Origin of the sequence: Micromonospora sp. NPDC049497 (assembly GCF_044465805.1) — a bacterium.
Lineage (GTDB): Bacteria > Actinomycetota > Actinomycetes > Mycobacteriales > Micromonosporaceae > Micromonospora.
The window spans coordinates 158,230-180,859 of record NZ_JBITMC010000012.1 but is presented as its reverse complement, the minus strand read 5'-3'; the positions used below and the strand labels follow the sequence as shown (position 1 = coordinate 180,859).

General features: G+C 72.7%; 23 protein-coding genes. 7 read left to right on the top strand and 16 right to left on the bottom strand.

Annotated features, from left to right (window positions below; genetic code table 11):
- Positions 1-71: 71 nt before the first annotated feature.
- The gene (locus ACIBR0_RS18400) at positions 72-1,442 is read right to left on the bottom strand and encodes a hypothetical protein (protein WP_396717077.1); all 1,371 of its coding nucleotides are present in this window, start codon (positions 1,440-1,442) and stop codon (positions 72-74) included.
- Positions 1,443-1,704: 262 nt separating this feature from the next.
- On the opposite strand from ACIBR0_RS18400, the gene ACIBR0_RS18395 reads away from it, so the two are divergent.
- Positions 1,705-1,929 carry a CDGSH iron-sulfur domain-containing protein gene (locus ACIBR0_RS18395; protein WP_396717030.1) on the top strand — a complete coding sequence of 75 codons (225 nt, stop codon included), beginning with the start codon at positions 1,705-1,707 and terminating at the stop codon, positions 1,927-1,929.
- Positions 1,930-2,000: 71 nt separating this feature from the next.
- Here the strand turns inward: ACIBR0_RS18395 and ACIBR0_RS18390 are convergent, their stop codons facing one another.
- From ACIBR0_RS18390 to ACIBR0_RS18380, 3 genes are read right to left on the bottom strand one after another with little or no spacing between them, the layout of a single operon-like run.
- Positions 2,001-3,071, bottom strand: coding sequence for an iron-containing redox enzyme family protein (locus tag ACIBR0_RS18390; protein WP_396717029.1), 1,071 nt, complete (start codon positions 3,069-3,071; stop codon positions 2,001-2,003).
- A gap of 52 nt (positions 3,072-3,123) precedes the next feature.
- Entirely contained in the window at positions 3,124-4,884 is a 1,761-nt protein-coding gene (locus tag ACIBR0_RS18385) for a thiamine pyrophosphate-binding protein (protein ID WP_396717027.1), read from the bottom strand.
- Positions 4,877-6,001, bottom strand: a complete 1,125-nt coding sequence (locus ACIBR0_RS18380; RefSeq protein ID WP_396717025.1) for a Vms1/Ankzf1 family peptidyl-tRNA hydrolase — start codon at positions 5,999-6,001, stop codon at positions 4,877-4,879. The genes ACIBR0_RS18385 and ACIBR0_RS18380 overlap by 8 nt, the downstream gene beginning before the upstream one ends.
- Positions 6,002-6,154: 153 nt before the next feature.
- On the opposite strand from ACIBR0_RS18380, the gene ACIBR0_RS18375 reads away from it, so the two are divergent.
- A complete protein-coding gene (locus tag ACIBR0_RS18375) occupies positions 6,155-6,700 on the top strand; it encodes a hypothetical protein (protein WP_396717075.1) in 546 nt (181 codons plus the stop codon).
- 104 nt (positions 6,701-6,804) lie between these two features.
- Positions 6,805-7,665, top strand: coding sequence for an alpha/beta fold hydrolase (locus ACIBR0_RS18370; RefSeq protein ID WP_396717023.1), 861 nt, complete (start codon positions 6,805-6,807; stop codon positions 7,663-7,665).
- A gap of 38 nt (positions 7,666-7,703) precedes the next feature.
- On the opposite strand, the gene ACIBR0_RS18365 is transcribed toward ACIBR0_RS18370, so the two are convergent.
- Complete coding sequence (locus ACIBR0_RS18365; RefSeq protein WP_396717021.1) at positions 7,704-8,042, bottom strand: DUF3817 domain-containing protein; 339 nt, start codon at positions 8,040-8,042, stop codon at positions 7,704-7,706.
- A 187-nt stretch (positions 8,043-8,229) separates the two neighbouring features.
- On the opposite strand from ACIBR0_RS18365, the gene ACIBR0_RS18360 reads away from it, so the two are divergent.
- Positions 8,230-9,708 (top strand): glutamate--cysteine ligase, encoded by a 1,479-nt coding sequence (locus tag ACIBR0_RS18360; RefSeq protein WP_357038887.1) that lies wholly within the window; start codon positions 8,230-8,232, stop codon positions 9,706-9,708.
- 231 nt (positions 9,709-9,939) lie between these two features.
- On the opposite strand, the gene ACIBR0_RS18355 is transcribed toward ACIBR0_RS18360, so the two are convergent.
- From ACIBR0_RS18355 to ACIBR0_RS18340, 4 genes are all read right to left on the bottom strand, one after another.
- Positions 9,940-10,305 (bottom strand): hypothetical protein, encoded by a 366-nt coding sequence (locus ACIBR0_RS18355; protein ID WP_396717019.1) that lies wholly within the window; start codon positions 10,303-10,305, stop codon positions 9,940-9,942.
- Between the two features lie 28 nt (positions 10,306-10,333).
- On the bottom strand, positions 10,334-11,506 hold the full coding sequence (locus tag ACIBR0_RS18350; protein ID WP_396717017.1) for a zinc-dependent alcohol dehydrogenase: 1,173 nt from the start codon (positions 11,504-11,506) through the stop codon (positions 10,334-10,336).
- Between the two features lie 19 nt (positions 11,507-11,525).
- Complete coding sequence (locus ACIBR0_RS18345; RefSeq protein ID WP_396717015.1) at positions 11,526-12,479, bottom strand: SRPBCC family protein; 954 nt, start codon at positions 12,477-12,479, stop codon at positions 11,526-11,528.
- A gap of 132 nt (positions 12,480-12,611) precedes the next feature.
- The gene (locus tag ACIBR0_RS18340; protein ID WP_396717013.1) at positions 12,612-13,766 is read right to left on the bottom strand and encodes a low temperature requirement protein A; all 1,155 of its coding nucleotides are present in this window, start codon (positions 13,764-13,766) and stop codon (positions 12,612-12,614) included.
- A 198-nt stretch (positions 13,767-13,964) separates the two neighbouring features.
- On the opposite strand from ACIBR0_RS18340, the gene ACIBR0_RS18335 reads away from it, so the two are divergent.
- Positions 13,965-14,375: a VOC family protein gene (locus ACIBR0_RS18335; protein ID WP_396717011.1), complete on the top strand. Its 411-nt coding sequence runs from the start codon at positions 13,965-13,967 to the stop codon at positions 14,373-14,375.
- A 39-nt stretch (positions 14,376-14,414) separates the two neighbouring features.
- A complete protein-coding gene (locus tag ACIBR0_RS18330; RefSeq protein ID WP_396717010.1) occupies positions 14,415-14,585 on the top strand; it encodes a hypothetical protein in 171 nt (56 codons plus the stop codon).
- A 41-nt stretch (positions 14,586-14,626) separates the two neighbouring features.
- On the opposite strand, the gene ACIBR0_RS18325 is transcribed toward ACIBR0_RS18330, so the two are convergent.
- The 4 genes from ACIBR0_RS18325 to ACIBR0_RS18310 are packed head-to-tail and all read right to left on the bottom strand — an operon-like array spanning position 14,627 to position 18,095.
- Positions 14,627-15,856: an epoxide hydrolase family protein gene (locus ACIBR0_RS18325; protein WP_396717008.1), complete on the bottom strand. Its 1,230-nt coding sequence runs from the start codon at positions 15,854-15,856 to the stop codon at positions 14,627-14,629.
- A 52-nt stretch (positions 15,857-15,908) separates the two neighbouring features.
- A complete protein-coding gene (gene msrA, locus ACIBR0_RS18320) occupies positions 15,909-16,427 on the bottom strand; it encodes a peptide-methionine (S)-S-oxide reductase MsrA (protein WP_396717006.1) in 519 nt (172 codons plus the stop codon).
- A gap of 40 nt (positions 16,428-16,467) precedes the next feature.
- Positions 16,468-17,355: a redoxin gene (locus ACIBR0_RS18315; protein WP_396717004.1), complete on the bottom strand. Its 888-nt coding sequence runs from the start codon at positions 17,353-17,355 to the stop codon at positions 16,468-16,470.
- Positions 17,352-18,095 (bottom strand): DUF1223 domain-containing protein, encoded by a 744-nt coding sequence (locus tag ACIBR0_RS18310; RefSeq protein WP_396717002.1) that lies wholly within the window; start codon positions 18,093-18,095, stop codon positions 17,352-17,354. The genes ACIBR0_RS18315 and ACIBR0_RS18310 overlap by 4 nt, the downstream gene beginning before the upstream one ends.
- 135 nt (positions 18,096-18,230) lie before the next feature.
- On the opposite strand from ACIBR0_RS18310, the gene ACIBR0_RS18305 reads away from it, so the two are divergent.
- Positions 18,231-18,851, top strand: a complete 621-nt coding sequence (locus ACIBR0_RS18305) for a GNAT family N-acetyltransferase (RefSeq protein ID WP_396717001.1) — start codon at positions 18,231-18,233, stop codon at positions 18,849-18,851.
- On the opposite strand, the gene ACIBR0_RS18300 is transcribed toward ACIBR0_RS18305, so the two are convergent.
- From ACIBR0_RS18300 to ACIBR0_RS18290, 3 genes are all read right to left on the bottom strand, one after another.
- Positions 18,830-19,297: an SRPBCC family protein gene (locus ACIBR0_RS18300; RefSeq protein ID WP_396716999.1), complete on the bottom strand. Its 468-nt coding sequence runs from the start codon at positions 19,295-19,297 to the stop codon at positions 18,830-18,832. The two genes, ACIBR0_RS18305 and ACIBR0_RS18300, sit on opposite strands and share 22 nt — an antisense overlap.
- Positions 19,298-19,306: 9 nt before the next feature.
- A complete protein-coding gene (gene helR / locus ACIBR0_RS18295; RefSeq protein WP_396717073.1) occupies positions 19,307-21,481 on the bottom strand; it encodes an RNA polymerase recycling motor ATPase HelR in 2,175 nt (724 codons plus the stop codon).
- 222 nt (positions 21,482-21,703) lie between these two features.
- On the bottom strand, positions 21,704-22,594 hold the full coding sequence (locus ACIBR0_RS18290) for a LysR family transcriptional regulator (RefSeq protein ID WP_357033951.1): 891 nt from the start codon (positions 22,592-22,594) through the stop codon (positions 21,704-21,706).
- Between the last annotated feature and the right edge of the window lie 36 nt (positions 22,595-22,630).

Sequence of the window (22,630 nt, the reverse complement as noted above, 5' to 3'; positions counted from 1 at the left end):
GCGGTGTTCCCGCTCCGTAGGTACTCAATCACGGCATCCCCGGTTCGCGAGGATGTTTCGGTGTCCCGGTCTCAACAGACCTGAAGCCCCAGGTGGTTGCCGGTGTCGCGGAGCGTCTGCAGGGCCTCCGGCACGCCCATCGGGGCCGGTGTCGGCAGGTCGTACGGCTGGGCGCGCAACACCTCCGTGGCACGCCGGGTGGGCACCGACGTCACCGGGTAGCCCCGGGCGGCGGTGCGGTCCAGGGCGCGCCGCCGGCGGCCGAACCCGGCCACCGCCAACCACTGCGGCAACCCGGCCAGGGCGGGCGAGCGCAGCCCCGGAGGCTCGGGCAGCACGTCGACGGAGCTGAACGGCTCGCTGCCGGCGAGCCACCACTCCACCTGCTCCACGCTGCGCCGGGTGGCGTTCTCGCACCAGTACGGCACCATGCCGGCCCGGACGACCTGCCACGGATCGAGCAGCCGGCCGCATTCGACCACCAACCGGTCACCGGTCTTGCCGGCCGCGCGCAGCCACCGCCGGTACAGGTCGGCGGTGGCCGCGCTCAGCGCCGACGGCTGCGGCACGAGGACGCGGTGCAGGGTGTGCCCGTGTTCGGAGACCCACCGGCGGGTGTCGGCCTCGAAACCGTCCTCCACGCCGTGCTCGGCCACGCCGCGCGGTGCGGTGACCTCCGGCGGCTCCCAGCCCGCGCCGTCGCCCCCGGCCGAGCGCAGCACCTGGCGCAGGGCGTGGCTGTCCGGGTGGAAGTCCACCGGGTCCAGCCCGCTGGCCGGGGAGCCGACCTGGAAGCTGTGCCCGGACCCCTCGTCCAGGACCGGCCAGGTCCGCGCGTCGCGCAGCAGCAGCAGGGGGGCGCCGGGTTCCAGCCGGTCGGCCAGGAACCGCGCGTACGCCGCCGGCAGCGACCGCCACCGCGCCGCGAGGGAGACCGTCGCGCCGCTCAGGGCGCCCCGGCTGGCCGGGCAGTGCACCTGTCGTACGTGCAGGTCGGGGTTGCCGGCGAGCAGGCGACCGGCCAGGGCGGCGCCGTGGTCCAGGGCGGCCCGGGGCCGGTCCACCGCTCCCTGCGCCCAGTGCACCGACATCTCGAAGCCGGTGGGCAGCCAGGGCACGCCGAGCACCACCGCGAGGTGGGCGACCGCGCCGTGCGGGGACCCGAGCAGCGCCGCGGGATACCGGCGGCGGGGGTACTGGTCGGCGAACCACCCGGCCACCCGACCGGCGTCGACCTCCGCGGTCTGCCCGACGGTGAGCGCCACCCGGCCGGCCGCCCGCGTCACCGCCGCCCGCCGCACCGGATCGGGCGCGCCGGTGAACCGCGACAGCGGCCCCGGGTGCCCCAGATCGGCGCAGTCCTCCCCGCGCAGCGCCCGAGCGGTGGCCGCCACCAGGACCCGCGCGACGCTCCCGGCCGCCACCACCCGGTCGCCGGCCATCCCGGCACCGTCGGCCGTGAGCCCCTTGCGCACCTTGTGCACCGGCTCCACCTTGCCTCGTTCGCTCACCACGCGGCCCGGCTTCCCGTCCGGATGGGGTTCAAACGGGGCATCCCACACCGGTCGGGAGTAATCCTCGGAACTCTGGCGCTTCGCCGGTCTGGGGCGGTTGTCGACAGGGCGACCCCGATCGGCCCGCCGGGCCAGCCCCCGGTGCGACGCCACGGGTTTCGGTCGGCACGGCACGGGCACATGACCGCCCATGCAGGAACACGAGACCAGCGCCGCCGCCACCATCACCCCGTACCAGGACGGCCCGCTGCTGGTCCGGGGCGACTTCGCCCTGGTCACGCCGGACGGCCGACGCATCGACGCCCGGCGCGGCACGGTGGCGCTCTGCCGCTGCGGCAAGTCGGCCCTCAAGCCCTTCTGCGACGGCACCCACAAGGCGATCAAGTTCCGAGCCGGCACCGACCGCGAGGCCTGACCCCAGCCCCCGCCAGCCGCGCCCCGGCCGAGCGCGGGGCGGGGCAGGGGCGGGGGCGGGGCAGGGCGGGGTCAGGCTGCGGCGGCGGACAGGTCGACGGTCGCGGGGGCGCCGGCACCGGACGGCGTACGCAGGGAGGTGCGGCCCGCCGACCAGGCGTCGAGCAGGTGCGCCGCGAAGAGCCGGTCCACCGCGAGCGCCGCCGCCGCGCCGAACAGCACGTCACCGGTGAGCGCGGGCTCGACCCGGGCCAGGCCCCCGCACATGTCGACCGCGGCGATCTGCTCGTGCACCGCGTCGGCCTCGACGTGCTCGTCGTAGAACCGCGTGGCCACCTCGTCGAACCCGAGCCGCCGCAGGGCGTTGCCGTAGCGGCGGTTGGGCAGCGAGGACGTCATCTCGTACGCGGCGAGGTGACCGAGCACCGCCCCGCGCAGCCGCCGGTGCAGCCCGAACAGGGACATCAGGTTGTTGGTGGCGAGGGTGATCGCGGGCACCACGTCGAGGTGGGCGCCATAGAGGGTGTCCAGGCCGAGCCGGCCCAGCGTCGTCCGGAACAGCTCGGCGTGCATCCGCTCCAAGCGGCCGTTGCCGTACTCGTCGGACTGGATCTCGACCAGCGCGGCCTTCGCCGGTCCGCCGAGCCGGGGCAGCACCCACGTGTGCGGGTCGGCCTCGCGCAGGTGGTAGACCGACCGGTGCGTGGCGAACTCCCGGAACTGCGCGAGGGTGGCCCGCCGTTGCAGGTACCCGGCGAGGGACGGGCCGTCGTCGGCGGCGACCACGCCGGCGAGGGCCGCCGGGACGCCGCCGGGCAGCACCGCCGGCAGCGGCCCCACCAGCGCGCGCACCGCCGCCTCGAAGAGCCCTTCCGCGTACGCGCGCAGCGCCAGCAGGGACGGCTGCCACTCCCAGTCGTCGCCGACGCCCTCCCAGCCCCGGTAGTGCAGCTCGTAGCAGAGGAAGAGGGTGAGCTGGAGGTCCTCGCCGGTGAGCGGGTCCTCCGGGTCGAGCCGGTCACCGAGGTCGGCGGGCAGGTCGTGCGGCGCCTGCCGCAGGGCGGTCAGCAGCGCCCCGGACACCGGCCCACGGGGCTGCGGCAGGGGCGCCGGGCCGTACCGGCGATCGGTGGACTGGGGCACGCTGACCTCCCGCGTTGGACTGCGGATCTCCCAGTGCCCGGGCGGTGGACGGCTAAACGAGGTCCTCCGCCTCCACGGTCGTCCGGGCGGCGAGTATGCGGTCGCGTACGCGTCGGGCGGCGTCGCCGTCGGCGACGACCGACCGCAGGTCCGCGAACGCCGGCTCCGGCGGGTTGAGCGCCACGGCCGCGTCGACGACGGCCTCGACGACGCAGGGGCGGTCGGCGGCGAGCGCCTCGTCCCAGGCGGCGCCGACCAGCTCGGGCCGGTCCACCCGTACACCGTGCAGCCCGAGCAGCCGGGCCCAGCCGGCGTACGGCACGTCGGGGCGGCGCCGGGACGGGTCGCTCGTCGGCCGCCCGCCGCCCATCCCGGACTGGTCCCGGTTGTTGAGGACCAGCACCACCAGCCGCGGGTCCTGCCACTCCTGCCAGTGGTGCGACACGGTGATCAGCTCGGCGAGGCCGTTGAGCTGCATGGCGCCGTCGCCGACCAGTGCGATCACCGGCTGGCCCGGGTCGGCCAGCTTGGCCGCGACCGCGTACGGCAGGGCGCAGCCCATCGACCCGAGGGTGCCGCAGAGCTGCGCGTTGACCCCCGGTGGCAGCTCCAGGTGGCGGGCGTACCAGTAGAGGACGGAACCGACGTCGACCGCCACCGCCCCGGTGCGCGGCAACCGGACGGACAGTTCCTGGAGCACCAGCTGCGGGTTGATCGGCTCGGCGGGCGCGGCGGCCCGGTCGGCGGCCTCGAGACGCCACCGGTCCACGGAGTTCTCCACGGTGGCGCGCCACGTCGGGTTGGGCCGGTCCGGAACCCGGGCGTGCAGCGCGCGGAGCGTCTCGGCGGCGTCGCCGACCAGCGGGACGTCCACCGGGTAGCGGGTGCCGATCCGCCGCCCGTCGATGTCGATCTGGATCGTGCGGACCTGACCGGGCATCGGGTAGTAGTCGGTCCACGGGTCGTTGGTGCCGACCAGCAGCAACGTGTCGCAGCCGCCCATCAGCTCGGCCGCCGCGGGCGTGCCCACCTCGCCGAGCACCCCGGTGTGGAAGGGCAGCCGCTCGTCCAGCACCGGCTTGCCGAGCAGCGAGGTGGCCAGCCCGGCGCCCAGCCGGTCGGCCAGCGCGATGATCTCGTCCTCGGCGTCCCGGCCACCCTGCCCCACCAGGATCGCGGTGCGTTGGCCGGTGGCCAGCATCTGCGCCGCGGCGTCCAGGTCCACGTCGTGCGGCAGCACCCGGGCCAGCGGCACGCCCGGAGTGGCGGTGAGCACGCCCGCCGACTGGAGTGGCAGGTCGGGCGCCGGCGCCTCCAGCAACTGGATGGGCAGCACCACGCAGACCGGGCTGCGGGTCGCCGCGGCGGTGCGGAACGCCTGGTCGAGCAGGCTCGGGACGTGCGCGGGGTCCCGTCCGTACCGGACGAACTGGTTGCACACGTCGCCGAACAGCCGACTCAGGCCGATTTCCTGGTGGGCGCCGCCGAGTGGACCGGAGACGTCCTCGCCGACGATCGCCACCACCGGCTTGCTGTCCAGCTTCGCGTCGTACAGGCCGTTGAGCAGTTGGACCGCGCTGGGGCCCTGGGTGGCGAGGCAGACCCCGATGCCGCCGGTGAACTTGGCGTGCCCGGTGGCCATGAAGGACGCGGTCTCCTCGTGCCGGGCGGGGACGAACGCCGGGTCCCCGCCCGAGGCGTCGAGGGCCTCGACCACCGGCGCGATGGCCGCGCCGGGGTAACCGAAGGCCCGCGGTACCCGCCAGGCCCGCAGCCGGTCGACCACCAGGTCGGCGACCGTACGCTCAGCCATTACCCCGCCCCGGCGTGGACTCGTCGACGTAGCGCAGCACCGCGCCCACCCCGTCGGTCAGGTCCGGGGCCTCGTCCGGGCCGAGGACGGTCAGCTCGGCGTCGGTGCCGACCAGCGCGCGGACCAGGGCGGCGTCGGCGCGTACCTTCGCCGGGTCCGGCACGGACATGGCCGCGAGCTGGCCCGGGTCGGTGGCGATCTCGGTCGGCTCCGGCCCGATCCACAGCTCACCGTTGGCCGACGGGTCGTCGACGATGAGCATGGTGTCGACCTGGTTGCGTTGCAGGGCCGACACGACGGCGTCCAGGCCGGCGCCGACGTCCTCCTGCATGCCGAAGCGGTCCAGCGCGGCGGTGATCCGCTGGTCGGCCACCTCGGCGATCGTCTGCACGGTGACGTCGTCCAGCAGGGTCTGGTCTGCGCCGAGGGCCCGGGAGCCGGCGTCGGTGCGGACCACGAGGTCCTGCCAGCGATTCGGCATCTGGGCGGCGATCATGCCGGTGGCCCGGATGTCGCCGGCGACCACCACCACCTCGGCGCCGACCTTCTCGGCCAGCTCCACGGTCGCGGCGGTGACGTCACCGGCGTTGTGGTGCCAGGCCTCCATGGCCGCCCGCTGGTAGCGGGACTGCGACCAGCCGCCGGGCTGCACCCGACGCAGTTGGAAGTCCTGGCGGCCGGTCACGTGGGCACGGCGGGGCACACCCCCGGCGCTGACCGCCATCGCGTCGCCGCCGGCCCGGTCGGCCAGCACCCGCACCCAGGCCACCTGCTCGCCCCGCTGAGCGAGCAGCGGCATCACGTGCGGCAGCGGGCTGTACGCGGCCACGTCCCGCAGGGGCGGTGCGGAGAGGTACTCCGACAGCACCACCCGGCCGTGACTGGCGAACACGGCCAGGCCGTAGTCGCCGGCCATCGGGTCGTGACCCCGGACCACGCGTTCGATGGCGTTGATGGACGCCGCGTCGGCACGCTTCTGCTGCAGTTTGTCGCGCAGCGCGCGCCAGCGCAGATCCAGCGCCGGGTGGGCGTCCTCGGTGTTCGCGGACGCGTCCAGATAGACCGAGCACCACGGCCCGGGTCGGTCGTAGAGCGGGCGCAGGAAGGACAGCTGCATGCTCGACCCCTTTCCAGCTCGGCCCTGCGCTTACCCACGCGACCGACGATGTCACCTGGCGCCCGAGTCCCCTCTCCGGCCGCGTGACCAGTGTTCATTCACGTCGTTCAACCCGGAGGATCGATACCATCGGTGAACACAACCGGACTCTGGGTGGTGGAGATGGACAGCGACCTGCAATACCGGCGGATCGCGCACCCGACCGGACGGATCGTCACCGGGCGGATCGTCCGGTTGCTCGACGGCTATCCCCGCGAGGTGCGGATCGGTCAGCCGGTGCTGGTGACGGTGCTGGTGGCGGCCGGGGTGGCCGGGCTCCTGGTGACCCTGCTGCGCTCGCTGCTGGGCGCCGGCTCCGGTGCGCGACGGACGTTCAAGGACCTGAAGAAGGGTCCGGAGTATCTGGTCACTCCCGTCCGGCTGCGTGACGCCGCCGGGCAGCTGGTCGAGGTCGAGTTGCACGGGCACCTGCCGCAGAGCGCTCTGCACCCCGCCGACCACGTCCAGATCACGCTCCGCCGGCAGCGCGACGCGGACCTGCCGCCGAAGATCGAGCGGATCGTCAACCTCACCACCGGCCAGCTGCTCACCCCGCGTACGGCGACGCTCTGGTCGCACCTCGGGCCGCCGCTGCTGCTCCAGGCGGTGCTCGGTGCGGTCCTGCTCACCGGCGTGGCGGCCTGCACCACCCTGACGTGAAAGGAAGGGCACCTTCTTAACGCCTGGCGTTGTACAAGGGCCCCCTCCTAACAACCCGAGGCGCGACGTTTCGGCCTGTCGGCCGCCGGGCAACGCGGGCAGACATGTTTCCCGGTTTCGCGCTCGACGAGATCGACGTCGGCCCGGTGCGGCTGCGGGTCCGCCACGGCGGCTCCGGCCCACCCGTGGTCCTGCTGCACGGCCATCCCCGTACCCACGCCACCTGGCACCGGGTGGCGCCGCTGCTCGCCGCGCGGCACACCGTGATCTGCCCGGACCTGCGCGGCTACGGCGGGTCCTCGAAGCCGCCGAGCAGCCCGGACCACACCACGTACGCCAAGCGGGCCATGGCCGCCGACGTGGTGGCGCTGCTGGACCGGCTCGGCCACGACCGGGCCGCCGTCGTCGGCCACGACCGGGGCGCGTACGCGGCGATGCGGACGGCGCTGGACCACCCGGACCGGGTCTCGCGGCTCGCGGTCCTGGACGGGGTGCCGATCGGCGAGGCGCTGGCGCGCTGCGACGCCCGGTTCGCCGCCCGCTGGTGGCACTGGTTCTTCCTGGGGCAGACCGGCAGGCCCGCCGAGCGGGTGATCAACGCCGACCCGGACGCCTGGTACGGCGGGTCGCCCGAGCAGATGGGCGAGGAGGCGTACGCCGACTACCGCCGCGCCATCCACGACCCCGAGACAGTGCACGCGATGTGCGAGGACTACCGGGCCGGGCTCGGCCCGGACCGGGCGGCCGACGACGCCGACCGCGCCGCCGGGCGAAGGATCACCTGCCCGGTGCTGTTCCTCTGGTCGACCCACGACGACATGGTGGACCTCTACGGCGACCCGACGGCGATCTGGCGCGACTGGGCCGACGACGTGCGTTCGGGTGCGATCGACTCCGGGCACCACATGGCCGAGGAGGCGCCGGAGCAGCTCGCCGCCGCGCTGGCGGACTTCCTGGCCGGCTGAGGCCGGAGCGGCCGGCCGCCCGGCCGTCGGTAAAGCCGTCAGCCGACGGGCGTGGCCTCGCGGATCGACTCCCGTGCCGGCCCGAGCAGGCCGCGTCGCCGCGCCCAGCGCTCGAAGATCAGTGTCGCGAAGGGCGGCACCGCGCAGGCCAGGGCCACCCCGGTGGTCAGCAGGCTCCACCGGTGCAGGCGGGCCACCGCCAGGACCAGCACGCCGTACGCCACGAACAGCCCGCCGTGGATCGGGCCGAAGATCTGCACGCCCAGCTCGTTGGCCGGCGGGCCGTACTTGACCGCCATCCCGGCCAGCAGGGCCGCCCAGGAGATCGCCTCGGCGATCGCCGCCACGACGAACAGCCGGGTCACCTTCTCGCGCATCGCCGCTCCCCCACCTCTCGCGCGAGCCATGCTAGTCGGGACCGGCGGCACAGCCCGGTGCGACCGGCCGGGGCGCGACGGGGATCACCAGGGCCGTCCGTGGGTACGTGGAGGGAACTTCGGGTCTTTCCCCCACCCGGTGTCACGTGCGAGGTTAGGGGGTACCAGCGGTGACAGGGTGGTGACCATGGGCGAGGAAGTCGGCGTTCGGACGTTCAGCCGGGAGGACCGGGCCCGCTACCGCGACAAGGTTCGCCGCTGCCTCGACGTCTTCGCCGAGATGTTGCGCGAGTCGCGGTTCGACGTGGACCGGCCGATGACCGGGCTGGAGATCGAGCTGAACCTCGTCGGCGACGACTTCATGCCGACCATGAAGAACACCGATGTGCTGGCGGCGGTCTCCGACCCGGATTTCCAGACCGAGCTGGGCCAGTTCAACGTGGAGATCAACGTCGCGCCGCGGCGGCTTGCCGGCACGGGCATTGCGGAGTTCGAGGAGCAGGTCCGGGCCAGCCTCAACGCCGCCGAGGAGAAGGCCCGCACGGTCGGCGCCCACATGGTGATGATCGGCATCCTGCCGACGCTGCGCCCGGAGCACCTGACCGCGGAGACGCTGTCCGCCAACCCCCGCTACAAGCTGCTCAACGAGCAGATCTTCGCCGCGCGCGGGGAGGACCTGCGGATCGCGATCAACGGGGTGGAGCGGCTCGCGGTCACCGCCGACACGATCACCCCGGAGGCGGCCTGCACCAGCACCCAGTTCCACCTCCAGGTCGCACCGGACCAGTTCGCCGACTACTGGAACGCCGCCCAGGCCATCGCCGGCATCCAGGTGGCGCTCGGTGCGAACGCGCCGCTGTTCTTCGGCCGGGAGCTGTGGCGGGAGACCCGGGTGCCGCTGTTCGAGCAGGCCACCGACACCCGCTCCGAGGAGATCAAGGCCCAGGGCGTACGCCCCCGGGTGTGGTTCGGCGAACGCTGGATCACCACGGTGTTCGACCTGTTCGAGGAGAACGTGCGCTACTTCCCGGCGCTGCTGCCGGTGTGCGACCCGGAGGACCCGGCGGAGACCCTGCACACCGGCGGTGTGCCGAGGCTCGGGGAGCTGCGGCTGCACAACGGCACCATCTACCGGTGGAACCGCCCGGTGTACGACGTGCTGCGCGGCCGACCGCACCTGCGGGTGGAGAACCGGGTGCTGCCGGCCGGCCCGACGGTCGTCGACACCGTGGCCAACGGCGCCTTCTACTTCGGGCTGGTCCGGGCGCTCGCCGAGGCGGACCGGCCACTGTGGTCGCAGATGTCGTTCAGCGCCGCCGAGGAGAACTTCACCGCCTGCTCCCGACACGGCATCGACGCGCAGGTGTACTGGCCGGGCCTGGGCTACCTGCCGGCGACCGAGCTGGTGCTGCGGCGGCTGCTGCCGCTGGCCCACCATGGCCTGGACCGGTGGGGTGTCGACCCGGCGGAGCGGGACCGGCTGCTCGGGATCATCGAGCAGCGCTGCCTCACCGGCCGCAACGGCGCGAGCTGGCAGGTGGAGACCCTGCACCGGCTGGAGTCCGCCGACCACCTGGACCGCCCGGAGGCGCTGCGCGAGGTGGTCCGGCACTACGTGACGCTGATGCACAGCAACCGCCCGGTGCACGAGTGGCCGCTGCCCTGACCGGCGGCGGTACGCCGCCCCGTCCGCCCCGGCGGACGCCGGCGGTCGGCGGTCGGCGGGACGCGGGCGCCGGCCGGTAACCCGGTCCGGACGCTGTCGAGCTGATGTCGTGAATGGATCAGCCCGGTGGTGGTCGTGAACGGATCAGCCGGCCTGATGTCGTCGACAAGTCAGCTCGACAGCGTCCGCGAAGACCACGATTCGCGGAAACGGCCGCTACGAGACAGCCGTTCAGGGGCGATCCGGGCCGGGACCGGGCCACTCCCGCTCCGCCGGCCGGTCCCATGGTGACGGGTCGTCACGCAGCCGGCTGTAGAGCAGGCCGTCGCACCAACGGCCGGCCCGGAATTCGGCGGCCTCCTCGGCCTCGACCTCGACGACGAGCCGGCCGTCCTTCTCACCCAGCCAGGCATCCGTGGCGTAGCGGCGTTCCGCCGCGCCGGGGTCGCGGAAGCCGTGCCAGTCCGGGCCGAGCAGGCCGGGCTCGACGGCGAACCGGCGGAACATCGCCAGATCCGGCTCGGTGACCGGGCGTAGCCGGACCCCGTCGCGCCGGACCTCCGCACCGATCTCCGAAGAACCACCACCCGGGGCCATCAGGCCACCCTGGCCAACCCGCCCGCTGTCACACCGTGAGGAGGACCTTGGTGCAGTCGTCCTGCTTCTTCTGGAAGATCCGGTAGCCCTTGGGGGCGTCCTTGAGCTTCATGTGGTGACTCACGACGAAGCTCGGGTCGATATCGCCACGCCGGATGCGCTCCAGGAGCGGGCGCGTGTAGCGCTGCACGTGGCACTGCCCCGTACGCATGGTCAGCGAGCGGTTCATGAACGCGCCCATCGGGAACTTGTCGACCAGCCCACCGTACGCGCCGATGACCGACACCACCCCGCCGCTGCGGCAGGCGAGGATGGCCTGGCGCAGCGCGAACGGCCGCTCGGTCTCCGTGCGGATGGCCTGCTTGGCCCGGTCGTACGCGTACACGCCGGCGTTGCCGTGATGTCCCTCCAGGCCGACCGCGTCAATGCAGGCGTCCGGCCCACGGCCCGCGGTCATCTCGTCGAGGGCGTCCCGCACGTCGGTGTCCTCGTAGTTGATCGTCTCCGCGCCGGCGTGCTCGGCGGCCAGGCGCAGCCGGTACGGGTACCGGTCGATGACGATCACCCGGGCGGCGCCGAGCAGGCGGGCGCTGGCGGCGGCGAGCAGCCCCACCGGGCCGGCCCCCCACACCGCGACCACGTCCCCGTTCGTGATGTCGCACATCTCCGCACCCATGAACCCGGTCGGGAAGACGTCGGCGAGCATGACCGCCTGGTCGTCGGTGACGTCGTCGGGAAGCTTCTGCGGCCCGACGTCGGCGAACGGCACGCGGACGTACTCGGCCTGACCTCCGGCGTACCCGCCGAACAGGTGGGAGTAGCCGAAGATGGCCGCCGGCGAGTGACCCATGATCTTCTCCGCGGCCCGGGCGTTCGGGTTGGAGTTCTCGCAGACCGAGTAGAGCCCGCGCTGGCAGGAGTTGCAGTGCCCGCAGGCGATCGGGAACGGCACGACGACCCGGTCGCCGCGGCGTAGGTTGCGCACCTGCGGGCCGACCTCCACGACCTCGCCCACGAACTCGTGGCCGAGGATGTCGCCCTTGCGTATCGCGGGGACGTAGCCGTGGTAGAGGTGCAGGTCGGAGCCGCAGATGGCGGTCCTGGTGACGCGGACGATCGCGTCGCGGGCGTTCATGATGGTGGGGTCGGGCACGGTGACGACCTTGACGCTGTCCTTGCCCATCCAGGCGGTGGCCCTCATCGGTTGCCTTCCTGTGTGTTCACCGGCGACCGGTCGGCAACGGTTGCGCCGGGCGCTGGTTGACCTGCTGGCGTACCGAGATGCCGTCGGGGTTGCCCTCGGAGCGCACCACCTCGCCGGCCTCCAGCACCTGCTTGAACCGGCGCAGGTCGTCGCGGACCTGCTGCTCCGGCTCCTCGCCGAAGAGCTTGGCCACCGCCCGGCCGAGGGCTCCGGCCGGTGGGGCGTACCGCAGGTGCACCCGCACCTCGGTGCCACGGTCACCGGGCGCCGGCTCGAACCGCACCCGGCCCGCGTTCGGCACCCGCGCGCCGGGCAGCGACCGCCACGCCAGCCGCCGGTTCGGTTGGTCCTCGACGATCTCCGCATCCCACTCGACGAGGCGTCCGGCCGGGGCACGGGCGACCCAGTGGGTCCGGCGCAGGTCGTCGGTGCGGACCGACTCCAGGTGGGACATGAAGCGCGGCAGGTTCTCCAGGTCACGCCAGAACCGGTACGCCTCGGCCGGTGAGCGGTTGACGGTCACGGCCATCCGTACCTCGATCACCCGCCGCCAGGCCCGCCGGGCGCGTCCGGCGCGGACGGCGGCGAGCAGGTCCAGGGCCGCCACTCCCCCGACCACGGCGGTGGTGAGCGCCACCCGGCGTCGCCGCTCGCCGCGCCGGTCGGCCATCGCCCGCGAGAGCAGGGTGAGGTCGAGCGCGTCCCCGGCCACCCGGGCCCACGCGCCGCCGACCGGCCGGCGACCGGCGGCCAGCCCGACGCCGTGGGCCAGGTACCGCGCGCCGAGCGCCGGGACCACCGTCCGCGCCGCCGGCACGTCGTCCACCCCGACCAGCCGGGCACACCGATCGGGTACGGCGAGAGCGCCGACGCCGATCGCGAGGCTCAGCCAGCCCAGGGCCCGGGGCAGCCGGATTGCCGGCTGCGGTCCGTCCAGCTCGCGCAACAGCACGCGGTCGTCGTCATCCACGCTCGGCCCCTCCGGTCGGCACGGGACCACTGGCACGAGGCCCCGGTGGCCCGGCGATGGTTCCGCCACGTGACGTTATGCGACTGATTCGCCGCGTGAGCCCGATTCGGCGAGATGGTGGCGACGGCCGGGTCAGCGGCTCATCCGTGACGCGGACTCCCCGCGACGGTCCAGGACCGCCACGACCAGCAGGACGCCGACGGTCGTCGCGGCCACGACGAGCAGCGGCGCCGCGTGGCCGGTGAGCGCGATGACCGGCAGAGCGGCCAATCCGAGCAGGCGGGACCAGGACAGCCGGCGGTAGATGAGGGCGGACAGGGCGATCCGGCCGGCGAGGAAGAGCGCGGGGCCGGCGACGGTCAGGGCGATCCCGGCCCCGGACGCCTCGTCGGTGGGGTGCGCGATCACCAGGTCGGCGGCCACCGACGTGGCCACCACACCGGCGATCATGACCAGGTGCAGGTTGCCGGTGAGGGTGGCGAACCGGGCCGGATCCCGTTGGTCGATGGCGGCACCCAGGTACGGGCCGGCCGGCGCGACGTACAGCCGGCCGATCAGCACCGCGGCGGCGAAGACCAGGAGGAAGGCGGCCGACTGCACCGGGGCCAGCTCGGTCGCCGAGTACGCCAGACCCGCGGCGATGATCAGCTCGCCGAGGGCGATGATGAAGACCTGCTGGAACCGCTCGGTGAGATGCTCGCCGCGCAGCCGCAGTTCACCGGGCTGCGCACGGCCCAGCCCGGGGACCGGCCAGCCCAGGTGCGGTGCCGCGTAGTCCAGCGCCACGGCCACCACCCAGGCGGGCACCCGTGCCGCCGGCCAGGCGGCCCCGACCAACCAGAAGATCCCGGAGACGACGAACCAGACCAGGACCCGCAGCGTACGGCGACGCAGGGGGTGCCCGCGCAACGCCACGGTCGTGACGATGCTCCGCCCGACGTGGAGCGCGACGTACGCTCCGGCGAAGAGCGCCGCCCGGTTCCCCGTCGCGTGCGGCACGGCGACGCTCATCAGCAGGACCCCGAGCGTGGCGCCGACGAGCAGGGCCTGCACCGCGCGGTGGTCGCGGGCGAACCAGTCGGTGAACCAGGCCGTCACCACCCAGACCGACCACAGCGGAAGCAGGAGCAGGGCGGTGCGGGCCAGCCCCGTGAGGCTCGCGTCGGCGAGCAGGACGAGCGAGATCTGCCGCAGGGCGAGGACGAACGCGAGATCGAAGAAGAGTTCCAGGAACGATGCCTGAAGTGGCTCGTCGCCGCGTCTCAGCAGCGCGGCCGGACGGCTCACACTCGTGGCTCCTCCCGGTCACCGCGGCCCACACCCTGCGACCGCCGATTCTCCCGGCGGCAACCCGACCGCGGGCCCGATCCCTCCGGCGCTCACCCTGACGGGGCAGGGAGACGGGCCCGGACCGACGAGACCGGCGGCCCGATCGATCAGGAATCGAGAAGTGCCGGCCAGGGGGCCGCACCTAGCCTGATCGACATGGACATCACCATTCACACGACCTTCCTTCCGCACGTCGACCCGGACGCCTCCCTGGCCTTCTACCGCGACGTCCTCGGCTTCGAGGTCCGCAACGACGTCGGACAGGGCAGGATGCGGTGGATCACGGTCGGTCCGGTCGACCAGCCCGGCACGTCGATCCTCCTGGCCCCGCCGGCCGCCGACCCCGGGGTCACCGAGGACGAGCGCCGCACCATCGCCGAGATGATGGCCAAGGGCACCTACGGCTGGATCCTGCTGGCCACCCGGGACCTCGACGGCACCTTCGAGAAGGTGCAGGCCGGCGACGCCGAGGTCGTCCAGGAGCCGACCGAGCAGCCGTACGGCATCCGCGACTGCGCCTTCCGCGACCCCGCGGGCAACCTGGTCCGCATACAGGAGCTTCGCTGACCCGTCCGGTCGCCCGTCACCGATGGAAGGAGTTCTCTCGTGTGTCTGCCCGCATGGGGGCACGCGCTGGCCGCGGCCCAGCGCCTGCGCGACGACGATGTGAAGGGGCGTGACCCCGGCGAGGGCCTACCGGACGGCGATCACGAGACGGTCACCGGCACGATGGACGATCAGCGAGGGGAGCCCCTCTGGAAGGAGGGGCTCCCCTGATGACTGGCTGGCTCGGCTGAGCACCGTCCCAGCAGGAGCGGCTAGCGCAGCGACCGGAAGGCGGCGCGCAACTCCCCGGTCAGGAGCATCGGCTGCTCGAAGGCCGCGAAGTGCCCACCCCGGTCGAGCTGGTTGTAGTGGATGAGGTTGGGATACGCCTGCTCGGCCCAGCTCCGCGGGGTCTGGTAGAGCTCGTCCGGGAAGACGCTCACGGCGACCGGGACGGACACCCCCTTGGCGGCGAAGAAGGACAGCGTGTTCTCCGCGTAGAGACGAGCCGCGGACACCCCCGTGTTCGTCAGCCAGAAGAGCGTGACGTTGTCGAGGACGTCGTCGCGGGTGAGGCCGACCTGCTGCCCGGCGAAGGCCTGGCAGATCAGCTCCAGGCTCGCCGCGTCGTGGTCGATCATGTAGCTCGCCAGAGCGACCGGCGAGTCGGCGAGCCCGGTCAGCGTCTCCGTGCGCGTCCCCATCATCAGGGCGTAGGCGGAGTGCTGCCAGAAGAAGTACAGCTGTTCGCACGCCCGCCGCTCCTCGTCGGAGAGGCCGGACGGCAGCGCGGCCAGCGCGTTGCCCGCTCCGGTGATGTCCGACTGGAGCAACGTGTCGATGTCCGGCGGAATCGCGCCCGGCATGTTGGTGTGGATGCCGGCCAGTTCCGGCGGCGCCTGCAGGCCGATGAGGTCGGTGATGAGCGCGCCCCAGTCGCCCCCCTGCGCGACGTACCGCGAGTAGCCCAGACGCCTCATCAGTTCGATCCAGGCGTTCGCGATGTGCTCGGGGCCCCAGCCGGGCGTGGTCGGCTTACCCGAGAAGCCGTAGCCGGGCATCGACGGGATCACCAGGTGGAAGGCGTCCGACGCGGTGCCGCCGTGCGCCGTCGGATCGGTGAGCGGACCCACGATCTTCATCTGCTCGATGATCGAGCCCGGCCAACCGTGGGTGACGATGAGCGGCAGCGCGTCGTCGTGCCTGGACCGGATGTGCAGGAAGTGGATGTCGAGCCCGTCGATCTCGGTGATGAAGTTCGGCAGGTCGTTCAGCCGCGCCTCGGTCCTGCGCCAGTCGTACTCCTTCTCCCAGTAGCGGGCGAGCGCCTGGCTCGTCTCCAGCGGCACGCCCTGGGACTGGTCGTCGACGGTCTGCTTCTCGGGCCAGCGGGTGGCCGCGATGCGTGCCTGCAGGTCCTGGAGGTCCGCCTCGGAGAACTCCACCCGGAACGGCCGGATGTCGGTGGCGGTACGGGTCAACGTCTGGGTCCTGGCAGCCACGTGGGCCTCCTTGTCGATTCGGCGCAGTCGGATCCAGCGAGGGCGCTGGACATCAGGTGCCGCTCTCACCCCGGCGGGGCAGCTTCCAGTCCGGCCGGACGAAGTGGCAGGTGTAACCGCCGGGATTGCGCTCCAGGTAGTCCTGGTGCTCCGGCTCGGCCTCCCAGAAGGGCCCGGCCGGGCTGACCTCGGTGACCACCTTGCCGGGCCACAGGCCGGAGGCGTCGACGTCGGCGATGGTGTCCTCGGCGACGTGCCGCTGCTGGTCGTCGGTGTAGAAGATGGCCGACCGGTAGCTGACACCGATGTCGTTCCCCTGACGGTTCTTCGTCGTCGGGTCGTGGACCTGGAAGAAGAACTCCAGAAGGTCGCGGTAGGACAGTTCCTCCGGGTCGAAGCTGATCTCGATGGCCTCGGCGTGGGTGCCATGGTTGCGGTACGTCGCGTTCGGCACGTCCCCGCCGGTGTAGCCGACCCTCGTGTCGAGCACGCCGGGGCGTTTCCGGATGAGGTCCTGCATCCCCCAGAAACAGCCGCCGGCCAGGATCGCCTTCTCGGTCTTGTCGTTCATCGCTCCACTCCGTCCAGGTACTCGAACATCAGGACACGCGCTACGGGCCGAAGGTGAAGACGTACGCGCGGAAGCCCGGCTGGTCGGTGACGAGGGTCAGCAGGTGGTCGACCTGGGACGCGTCGGCGACGAGCCGGATCATGGCCGCCCGGTCGATCAGCGCCACCGCGTCCGGGCCGACGTCGGGGCCGCGCTCCTCGCCGATCGGGTTCCCGTCGAGCAGCACCTGAATCGCGGCCCGCCCGGTGGGTCCCGGGTCGACGACGAGGTTCACCTCGCCGGCGGTGAAGGGCAGGGCGAGTTCGCCGGTGCCGCCGACGAGTTCGACGTACTCGCCGTCGCTCCGCCAGTCGCCGGCCACCGTGAACGTGCCCGGCACGCCCCGGTCGGCCCCGAGGTACGTCTCGGGCGTGATGCCGACGTAGGTGGGCTGCCCGGTCGTGACGAACGCCGTCACCTCGGGGCTGACCGGCGGCAGCGGGGTGCCGGGTGCCCGGACCTCGATGAGCCGGCGGATCTCCGACTCCACCCGCTCGTAGTCGCCCTCGCCGACCCACCGGTCGACGAGCCGACCGTCGGCGTCGAAGAGGTACTTCGCCGGCCAGGCGTCGTTGCGCAGGGCCCGCCAGAACGTGAAGTCGTTGTCGAGCGCGACGGGATGGGTCAACCCGTGGTCGCGGATCGCCCGGTCGATGTTCTCGGCGTGCCGGCCGAACTCGAACTCGGGCGCGTGCACCCCGACGACGGTCAGGCCCAGGTCGGCGTAGTCGCGGTGCCACGCCCTGACGTACGGGGCGGTGCGGATCCAGTTGACGCAGGTGTACTCCCAGATGTCGACCAGGACCACCCGGCCGTGCAGGTCGTCGGGAGTCAACGGCGGCGAGTTCACCCACCGCTCGACGGTGACGGGAGGAAGCCGCACGGTCATGTCCGTAATGCCGCCGAGACGTCCACGGCCGCGGCGCCGACGATCGACTTGTCGCCTCTGTTCTGCACGTAGCCGACCACCGAGGCGTGTCGAGGATCGAGGTCCGGCGGCACGGTGATCTCGACCCGCCCGCGCCCCATGTCCAGCTTCGCGGACGTGAAGGCGCGTACCACGCCGTCCTGCCGGAGCCGACGCCCGGCGTTCTCACCCCGGGGGACGTCGTTCTCCAGGCCCCGTTGGACGAGCGCCATGTTCAGGACCGCCTGCTCCGGCGGATGTTCGGCGTGGTAGTCCACCGTCAGCCGGCGTCCGTCGCCGCCGTCGACGTTCTCGACCGACAGCGCGAGCGACGTGGCGGCTGACTCCCCGAGGGCCGACTTGATCGCCGACGACGCCGCCCGGTCGTTGGAGCCGACGAACTCGACGGTGCCGTTGACGACCATCTGCGGCGTGTACAACCCGCCGGAGCCGAAGGCGCGCGCGTACGCCTCCTGCCGGAGCGTGTGCGCCGGGTCGCCGTAGGGGTCGGCCCAGCCCAGGTGGTCCCAGTAGTCGACGTGGAACCCGAGGGCGTACACGGGCTGGCCCCGCTCGCGGGCGTCGCGGTCGATCTCGGACAGCACCTCCTCGGCGGGCGGGCAGCTGTTGCAGCCCTGGGAGGTGAACATCTCCACGACGGCGAAGCCACCGCCCTCCCCCGGGCGTCCGCTACCCGACCCTGTGCGCGCTGTGTCCGTCATGGCGCCGCCTCCCCGGTCAGTCCCTGCTGGCGGCACTGCCGTTCCCCTTAGGCCCGCGACCATTCCCGCCCGCGCGGCGAGCGGCTACGACAAATCGGATCGCGTCCCGCAAACCAGTCATGCGATCGTGGCCGCATGCCCCAACCGATCGTGCGTACCGACCGCCTGCTGCTCGTCCCGCTCGCCGACCGGCACCTCGACCTGGAGGTCGGACTGGACTCCGACCCCGAGGTGCTCCGCTACCTCTACGGCCGGGCGCGGTCGAGGGACGAGGTGGTCACCTCGCACGCCCAGCGGATGAGCCTGGCGGGCAGGGTGGACGGCCTGGGCTACTGGATGGCGTTCGGCTCCGACGACTGCGCGCCCGGCTCGACACCACCGGCCGACGAGGGTGAGGGGACCTTCGTCGGACTGATGATGCTTCCGCCCGCACACGGCCCCGACCAGCCCCACGACCCGGCCGTCAGCGACCTGGGCTACCGCCTGGTCCGCCGGCACTGGCGCAAGGGCCTGGCCAGCGAGGCGTCGCGCGCTCTCCTGCGGCACGCCTTCGACACCGTCGGGCAGAGCCGGGTGATCGCGCAGACCATGGCCGTGAACACCGGGTCCCGGCGCGTCATGGAGACGATCGGCATGCGGTACGTCCGCACGTTCTTCCCGTTCTGGGACGACCCGCTGCCGGGAACGGAGCTGGGCGAGGTCGAGTACGAGATGACCCCTGCGATGTGGGCGGCTCAGTGCGCCGCTTCGACGTAGGACGCCAGGTTGGCCAGCGAGGAGGCGATCCCAACCTCGTGGACCGCCTGGTCGATGCCGGGCGGCACGTCCGTCGCGGTGACGGTCACCTCGGTCCCCGCACGGGTGGCAGCGAGGTGCCAGGTCATCGTCATGGTGCCCGCGTACGACGGGTCGTCGGCCTCGAACACGGCCCGCTGCACCACGCGCTCCGGAGGCACCAGGGCGGCGAACTCGACGTCGACGACGTCCGTCGCATCTGACGTCTTGCCGGGACTGCCGGTGTGGTCGAGATAGGTGAGAACCATCCGGAAACCGCCGCCGGGCCGGGGATCCCACCGCTCGATCCGGCCACGCATGCCGTCCGGCGGCAGCCATGCCTCCAGCGACTCCCGGTCGAGGAGAGCGCCGTAGACGGTCACCGGTGGTGCCGCGATCACCCGGCAGGCGCGGTCGGTCCTACCCATCGCCCGATTCTAGGACTGGCGGTCACGGTGTCCGGCGTTCGTGAGGATGACGAGTTGCCGGGTCGCCCGCGTCATCGCGACATAGCGGTCGACCGCTCCCTCGATGCCCGTGCCGAACGCCTCCGGGTCGACGAGGACGACCAGGTCGAACTCGAGCCCCTTCGCCAGCACCGGGGTCAGCGACCGGACGCGGGACGCCGGCGGGAAGGTGGGATCGCCGATGACACACGCGGTCCCCTCGGCGTGCGCGGCGAGCCAGGTGTCGAGGATCGCGCCCAGCTCCGCAACAGATCCGTGGACGACGGGCACGTTGCTGCTCCGGATGGAGGTCGGCACGTTGGCGTCCGGTAGCACGGCCCGGATGACCGGCTCGGCCTCCGCCATGACCTCCGCCGGCGTCCGGTAGTTGACGCTCAGGGCGGCCAGGGTGACCCGGTCGAGCCCGATCCGCCTCAACCGTTCCTGCCACGACTCGGTGAACCCGTGGCGGGCCTGGGCACGGTCCCCGACGACGGTGAAGCTTCGCGACGGGCAGCGGAGCAGCAACATCTGCCACTCCGCGTCGGTCAGCTCCTGAGCCTCGTCCACGACGATGTGCGCGAACGGGCCGGCGAGCAGGTCCGGGTCGGCGCCGGCCAGCGCGGACTCGTCGACCAGGGCATCCTGGAGGTCCAGTTGGCGCAGGCTCGACAACACACCCTCACCGTCGTCATAGGCGTGGGCCTCGATCAGCTCGTCGATCACCGTGGCGCGGCGCTCCCGTTCGACCGCGACAGCGGCGTCGTTCCGGCGGTTGCGCCGGGACGCCTCCGCGTCGCCGAGCCGCTGCCGTGCCACGTCCAGGAGGGGCAGGTCGGACACCGTCCAGGCCCGGGCGTCGCCGCGCTGGAGCTTGCGGACCTCGTCGGGGCTGAGCCAGGGAGCACACTTCCGCAGGTACGCGGGCACCGACCACAGGTCGCCGACGAGGTCCGCCGCGTCGAGCAGCGGCCACGCCCGGTGGAACGCCGTGCGTAGTTCGGTGTTCCGCAGCAGCGATGTGCGGACCAGGTCGTCCGGCTCGTCACCGTCGTACCTGTCCAGCAGGATCGTGAGCAGCTCCTCCCAGATCTCGTCCCGCGCCTCGTTGTGCGGGGTGCCGGGCCCCACCGCCTCGAACGCCTGGGCCCAGTCCTCGGCGCTCAGCCGGATGTCGGCGTCGTCGGTCGTGACCGTCATCCCCTTGTCCGGCGGCTCCTCGTAGAACCGGACGGCCGCCTCGATCGCCGTCACCAGGTCCGCGGACGACTTCAGCCGGGCCACGTCCGGGTCGGACTCGACGGTCGCCGCGGCACCCTCGGGAACGAGGTCTCGCAGGGTGCAGATCTGCACGTCCTCCTCACCCAGGCTGGGCAGGACGTCGGCGACGTAGGCCAGGTAGGGCTGGTGCGGCCCGACGAACAGCACCCCGCCCCGGCGGTGGCCCAGTCGCGGGTCGGAGTAGAGGAGGTAGGCGGTGCGGTGCAGCGCGACGACCGTCTTCCCGGTGCCCGGACCGCCGTCGACGACGAGAGCGCCGCGGGATCCCGCTCGGATGATGGCGTCCTGGTCGGCCTGGATGGTGCCGAGCACGTCACGCATCCGGGTCGATCGGCTGCTGCCCAGGCTGGCAATGAAGGCGGACTGGTCGTCGAGGGCGGCGTGCCCCTCCAGACCGTCCGGGGTGAACACCTCGTCCCAGTAGTCGGTGATCCGGCCGCGGGTCCAGCGATACCTGCGGCGACTCGCCAGGCCCATCGGGTTGCCGTGGGTGGCGCCGAAGAACGGCTCGGCGGCGAGGGAACGCCAGTCGAGAAGCAATCGACGACCCTTGCCGTCGGTGAGGCCCCGTCGTCCGACGTACACGGGCTCGGGGTTGTCGGCGCTGACCATGCGCCCGATGCACAGGTCCAGGCCGAAGCGACTCAGGGCACGCAGGCGGGCGGTCAGCCGGCGGACCTCCATGTCCCGGTCCACCGCCTGCCGGCCCTTGCCACCGGGCGCCCGGCGCGCGGCATCCAGGCGGCCGGACAGGTCGTCGTGCAGCTCCTGGAGGCTCTCGGCCATGGCCGTGAAGTGCCGCTCGTCGCGGTCGATCAGCGTCGGGTCGGCCTTGGGAGAGAGGTGCTCGGGAAGGTCGAACGCACGGGAATGCAATTCATCAATTCCGTTCTGAGGTCGTTCCTGCCGCCTTTGCGCGCAGCACGGCCTCTGCGCACACGCAGGTCGTGGCTTGCGTTTCCGCAGGTGACGGGGCTTGGCCGGTGAATTCTGCGGCACCACCCCGGTCTTGCGGCAAGCCCCCCGGTGCGCTATACGTTAGAAGTGGCAGGGAGTAGCCACTCCCTTTTCCATCGACTGTCCGCCGGCCACCACGCTCAGCGCGCGTCACGCGGAAGCGGCAGCCTCCCGCAGCGCGGCTACCGCGGTCCGCGCCGCCGGTGTGTGCTCCACCGCGTCGTGCACCACCACGTGGATCGACCGGATCGGCGTCGGGCGGACCACCCGGACCGGGGTCACGCCGTCGGGCAGGTGGGCCGCGGCGATCGCGGGGAGCACCGTGAGACCGATGCCGGCGGCGACGAAGGCGAGCGCCGTCGGGTAGTCGTGCGCCTCGACCCGGAAGGCCGGGCTGAAGCCGGCGGCGGTGCAGGCCTCGAGGAGGTTGGCACGGCACCAGCCACGGGCGAAGTCGTTGTCGACCCAGCGCTCGTCGGCGAGGTCGACGAGGTCCACCTCCTCATGCCCGGCGAGGCGGTGCCCGGCGGGCAGCACGGCCACGTACGGGTCGTCGAGGAGGTGGTGGGCGGTGAAGCCCGAACCGGGCTCGAAGCCGGCGCCCGCCACGACCACCTGCACGTCGGCGCGTTCCTCCCGACTGTCCGGGATGTGCTCGCGCAGTTCCAGGTCGAGCCGCACTCCGGGGAGTTCGGTGAGGATGCGCCGCACCACGAGCGGCATCCACGCCGCGCCCACCGACGCGAAGTACGCGATGGACAGTGCGCCGGTACGGCCGGTGCGCAGGTCCGCGATCAGCGACTCGGCCGCTCCGAGCCGGGCGAGTACCCGGTCCGCTTCGGCGGCGAGGGCGTGTCCGGCGGCGGTGGGTCGCAGGCCCCGCCCCGCTCGGGCGAGCAGGGTGAGGCCCGTCTCGCGCTGGAGTGCGGTGAGGTGCTGGCTGACGGCGGACGGGGTGTAGCCGAGGTTGGCGGCGGCGGCCTGCACGGACCCGGACGCGACGACGGAGCGGAAGATCCGGAGGCGGTGGACGTCGAGCATGCCCAACTATAAAGCCGGACTGAATCGTGGTGAAGA

What these genes read in the sequence shown, in the direction of transcription:
- ACIBR0_RS18400 (WP_396717077.1), bottom strand. Translation starts at nt 1,442, where the DNA reads ATGGCCGGCGACCGGGTGGTGGCGGCCGGGAGCGTCGCGCGGGTCCTG.
- ACIBR0_RS18395 (WP_396717030.1), top strand. Translation starts at nt 1,705, where the DNA reads ATGCAGGAACACGAGACCAGCGCCGCCGCCACCATCACCCCGTACCAG.
- ACIBR0_RS18385 (WP_396717027.1), bottom strand. Translation starts at nt 4,884, where the DNA reads ATGGCTGAGCGTACGGTCGCCGACCTGGTGGTCGACCGGCTGCGGGCC.
- ACIBR0_RS18380 (WP_396717025.1), bottom strand. Translation starts at nt 6,001, where the DNA reads ATGCAGCTGTCCTTCCTGCGCCCGCTCTACGACCGACCCGGGCCGTGG.
- ACIBR0_RS18370 (WP_396717023.1), top strand. Translation starts at nt 6,805, where the DNA reads ATGTTTCCCGGTTTCGCGCTCGACGAGATCGACGTCGGCCCGGTGCGG.
- ACIBR0_RS18365 (WP_396717021.1), bottom strand. Translation starts at nt 8,042, where the DNA reads ATGCGCGAGAAGGTGACCCGGCTGTTCGTCGTGGCGGCGATCGCCGAG.
- ACIBR0_RS18360 (WP_357038887.1), top strand. Translation starts at nt 8,230, where the DNA reads ATGGGCGAGGAAGTCGGCGTTCGGACGTTCAGCCGGGAGGACCGGGCC.
- ACIBR0_RS18355 (WP_396717019.1), bottom strand. Translation starts at nt 10,305, where the DNA reads ATGGCCCCGGGTGGTGGTTCTTCGGAGATCGGTGCGGAGGTCCGGCGC.
- ACIBR0_RS18350 (WP_396717017.1), bottom strand. Translation starts at nt 11,506, where the DNA reads ATGAGGGCCACCGCCTGGATGGGCAAGGACAGCGTCAAGGTCGTCACC.
- ACIBR0_RS18335 (WP_396717011.1), top strand. Translation starts at nt 13,965, where the DNA reads ATGGACATCACCATTCACACGACCTTCCTTCCGCACGTCGACCCGGAC.
- msrA (WP_396717006.1), bottom strand. Translation starts at nt 16,427, where the DNA reads ATGAACGACAAGACCGAGAAGGCGATCCTGGCCGGCGGCTGTTTCTGG.
- ACIBR0_RS18315 (WP_396717004.1), bottom strand. Translation starts at nt 17,355, where the DNA reads ATGACCGTGCGGCTTCCTCCCGTCACCGTCGAGCGGTGGGTGAACTCG.
- ACIBR0_RS18310 (WP_396717002.1), bottom strand. Translation starts at nt 18,095, where the DNA reads ATGACGGACACAGCGCGCACAGGGTCGGGTAGCGGACGCCCGGGGGAG.
- ACIBR0_RS18305 (WP_396717001.1), top strand. Translation starts at nt 18,231, where the DNA reads ATGCCCCAACCGATCGTGCGTACCGACCGCCTGCTGCTCGTCCCGCTC.
- ACIBR0_RS18300 (WP_396716999.1), bottom strand. Translation starts at nt 19,297, where the DNA reads ATGGGTAGGACCGACCGCGCCTGCCGGGTGATCGCGGCACCACCGGTG.
- ACIBR0_RS18290 (WP_357033951.1), bottom strand. Translation starts at nt 22,594, where the DNA reads ATGCTCGACGTCCACCGCCTCCGGATCTTCCGCTCCGTCGTCGCGTCC.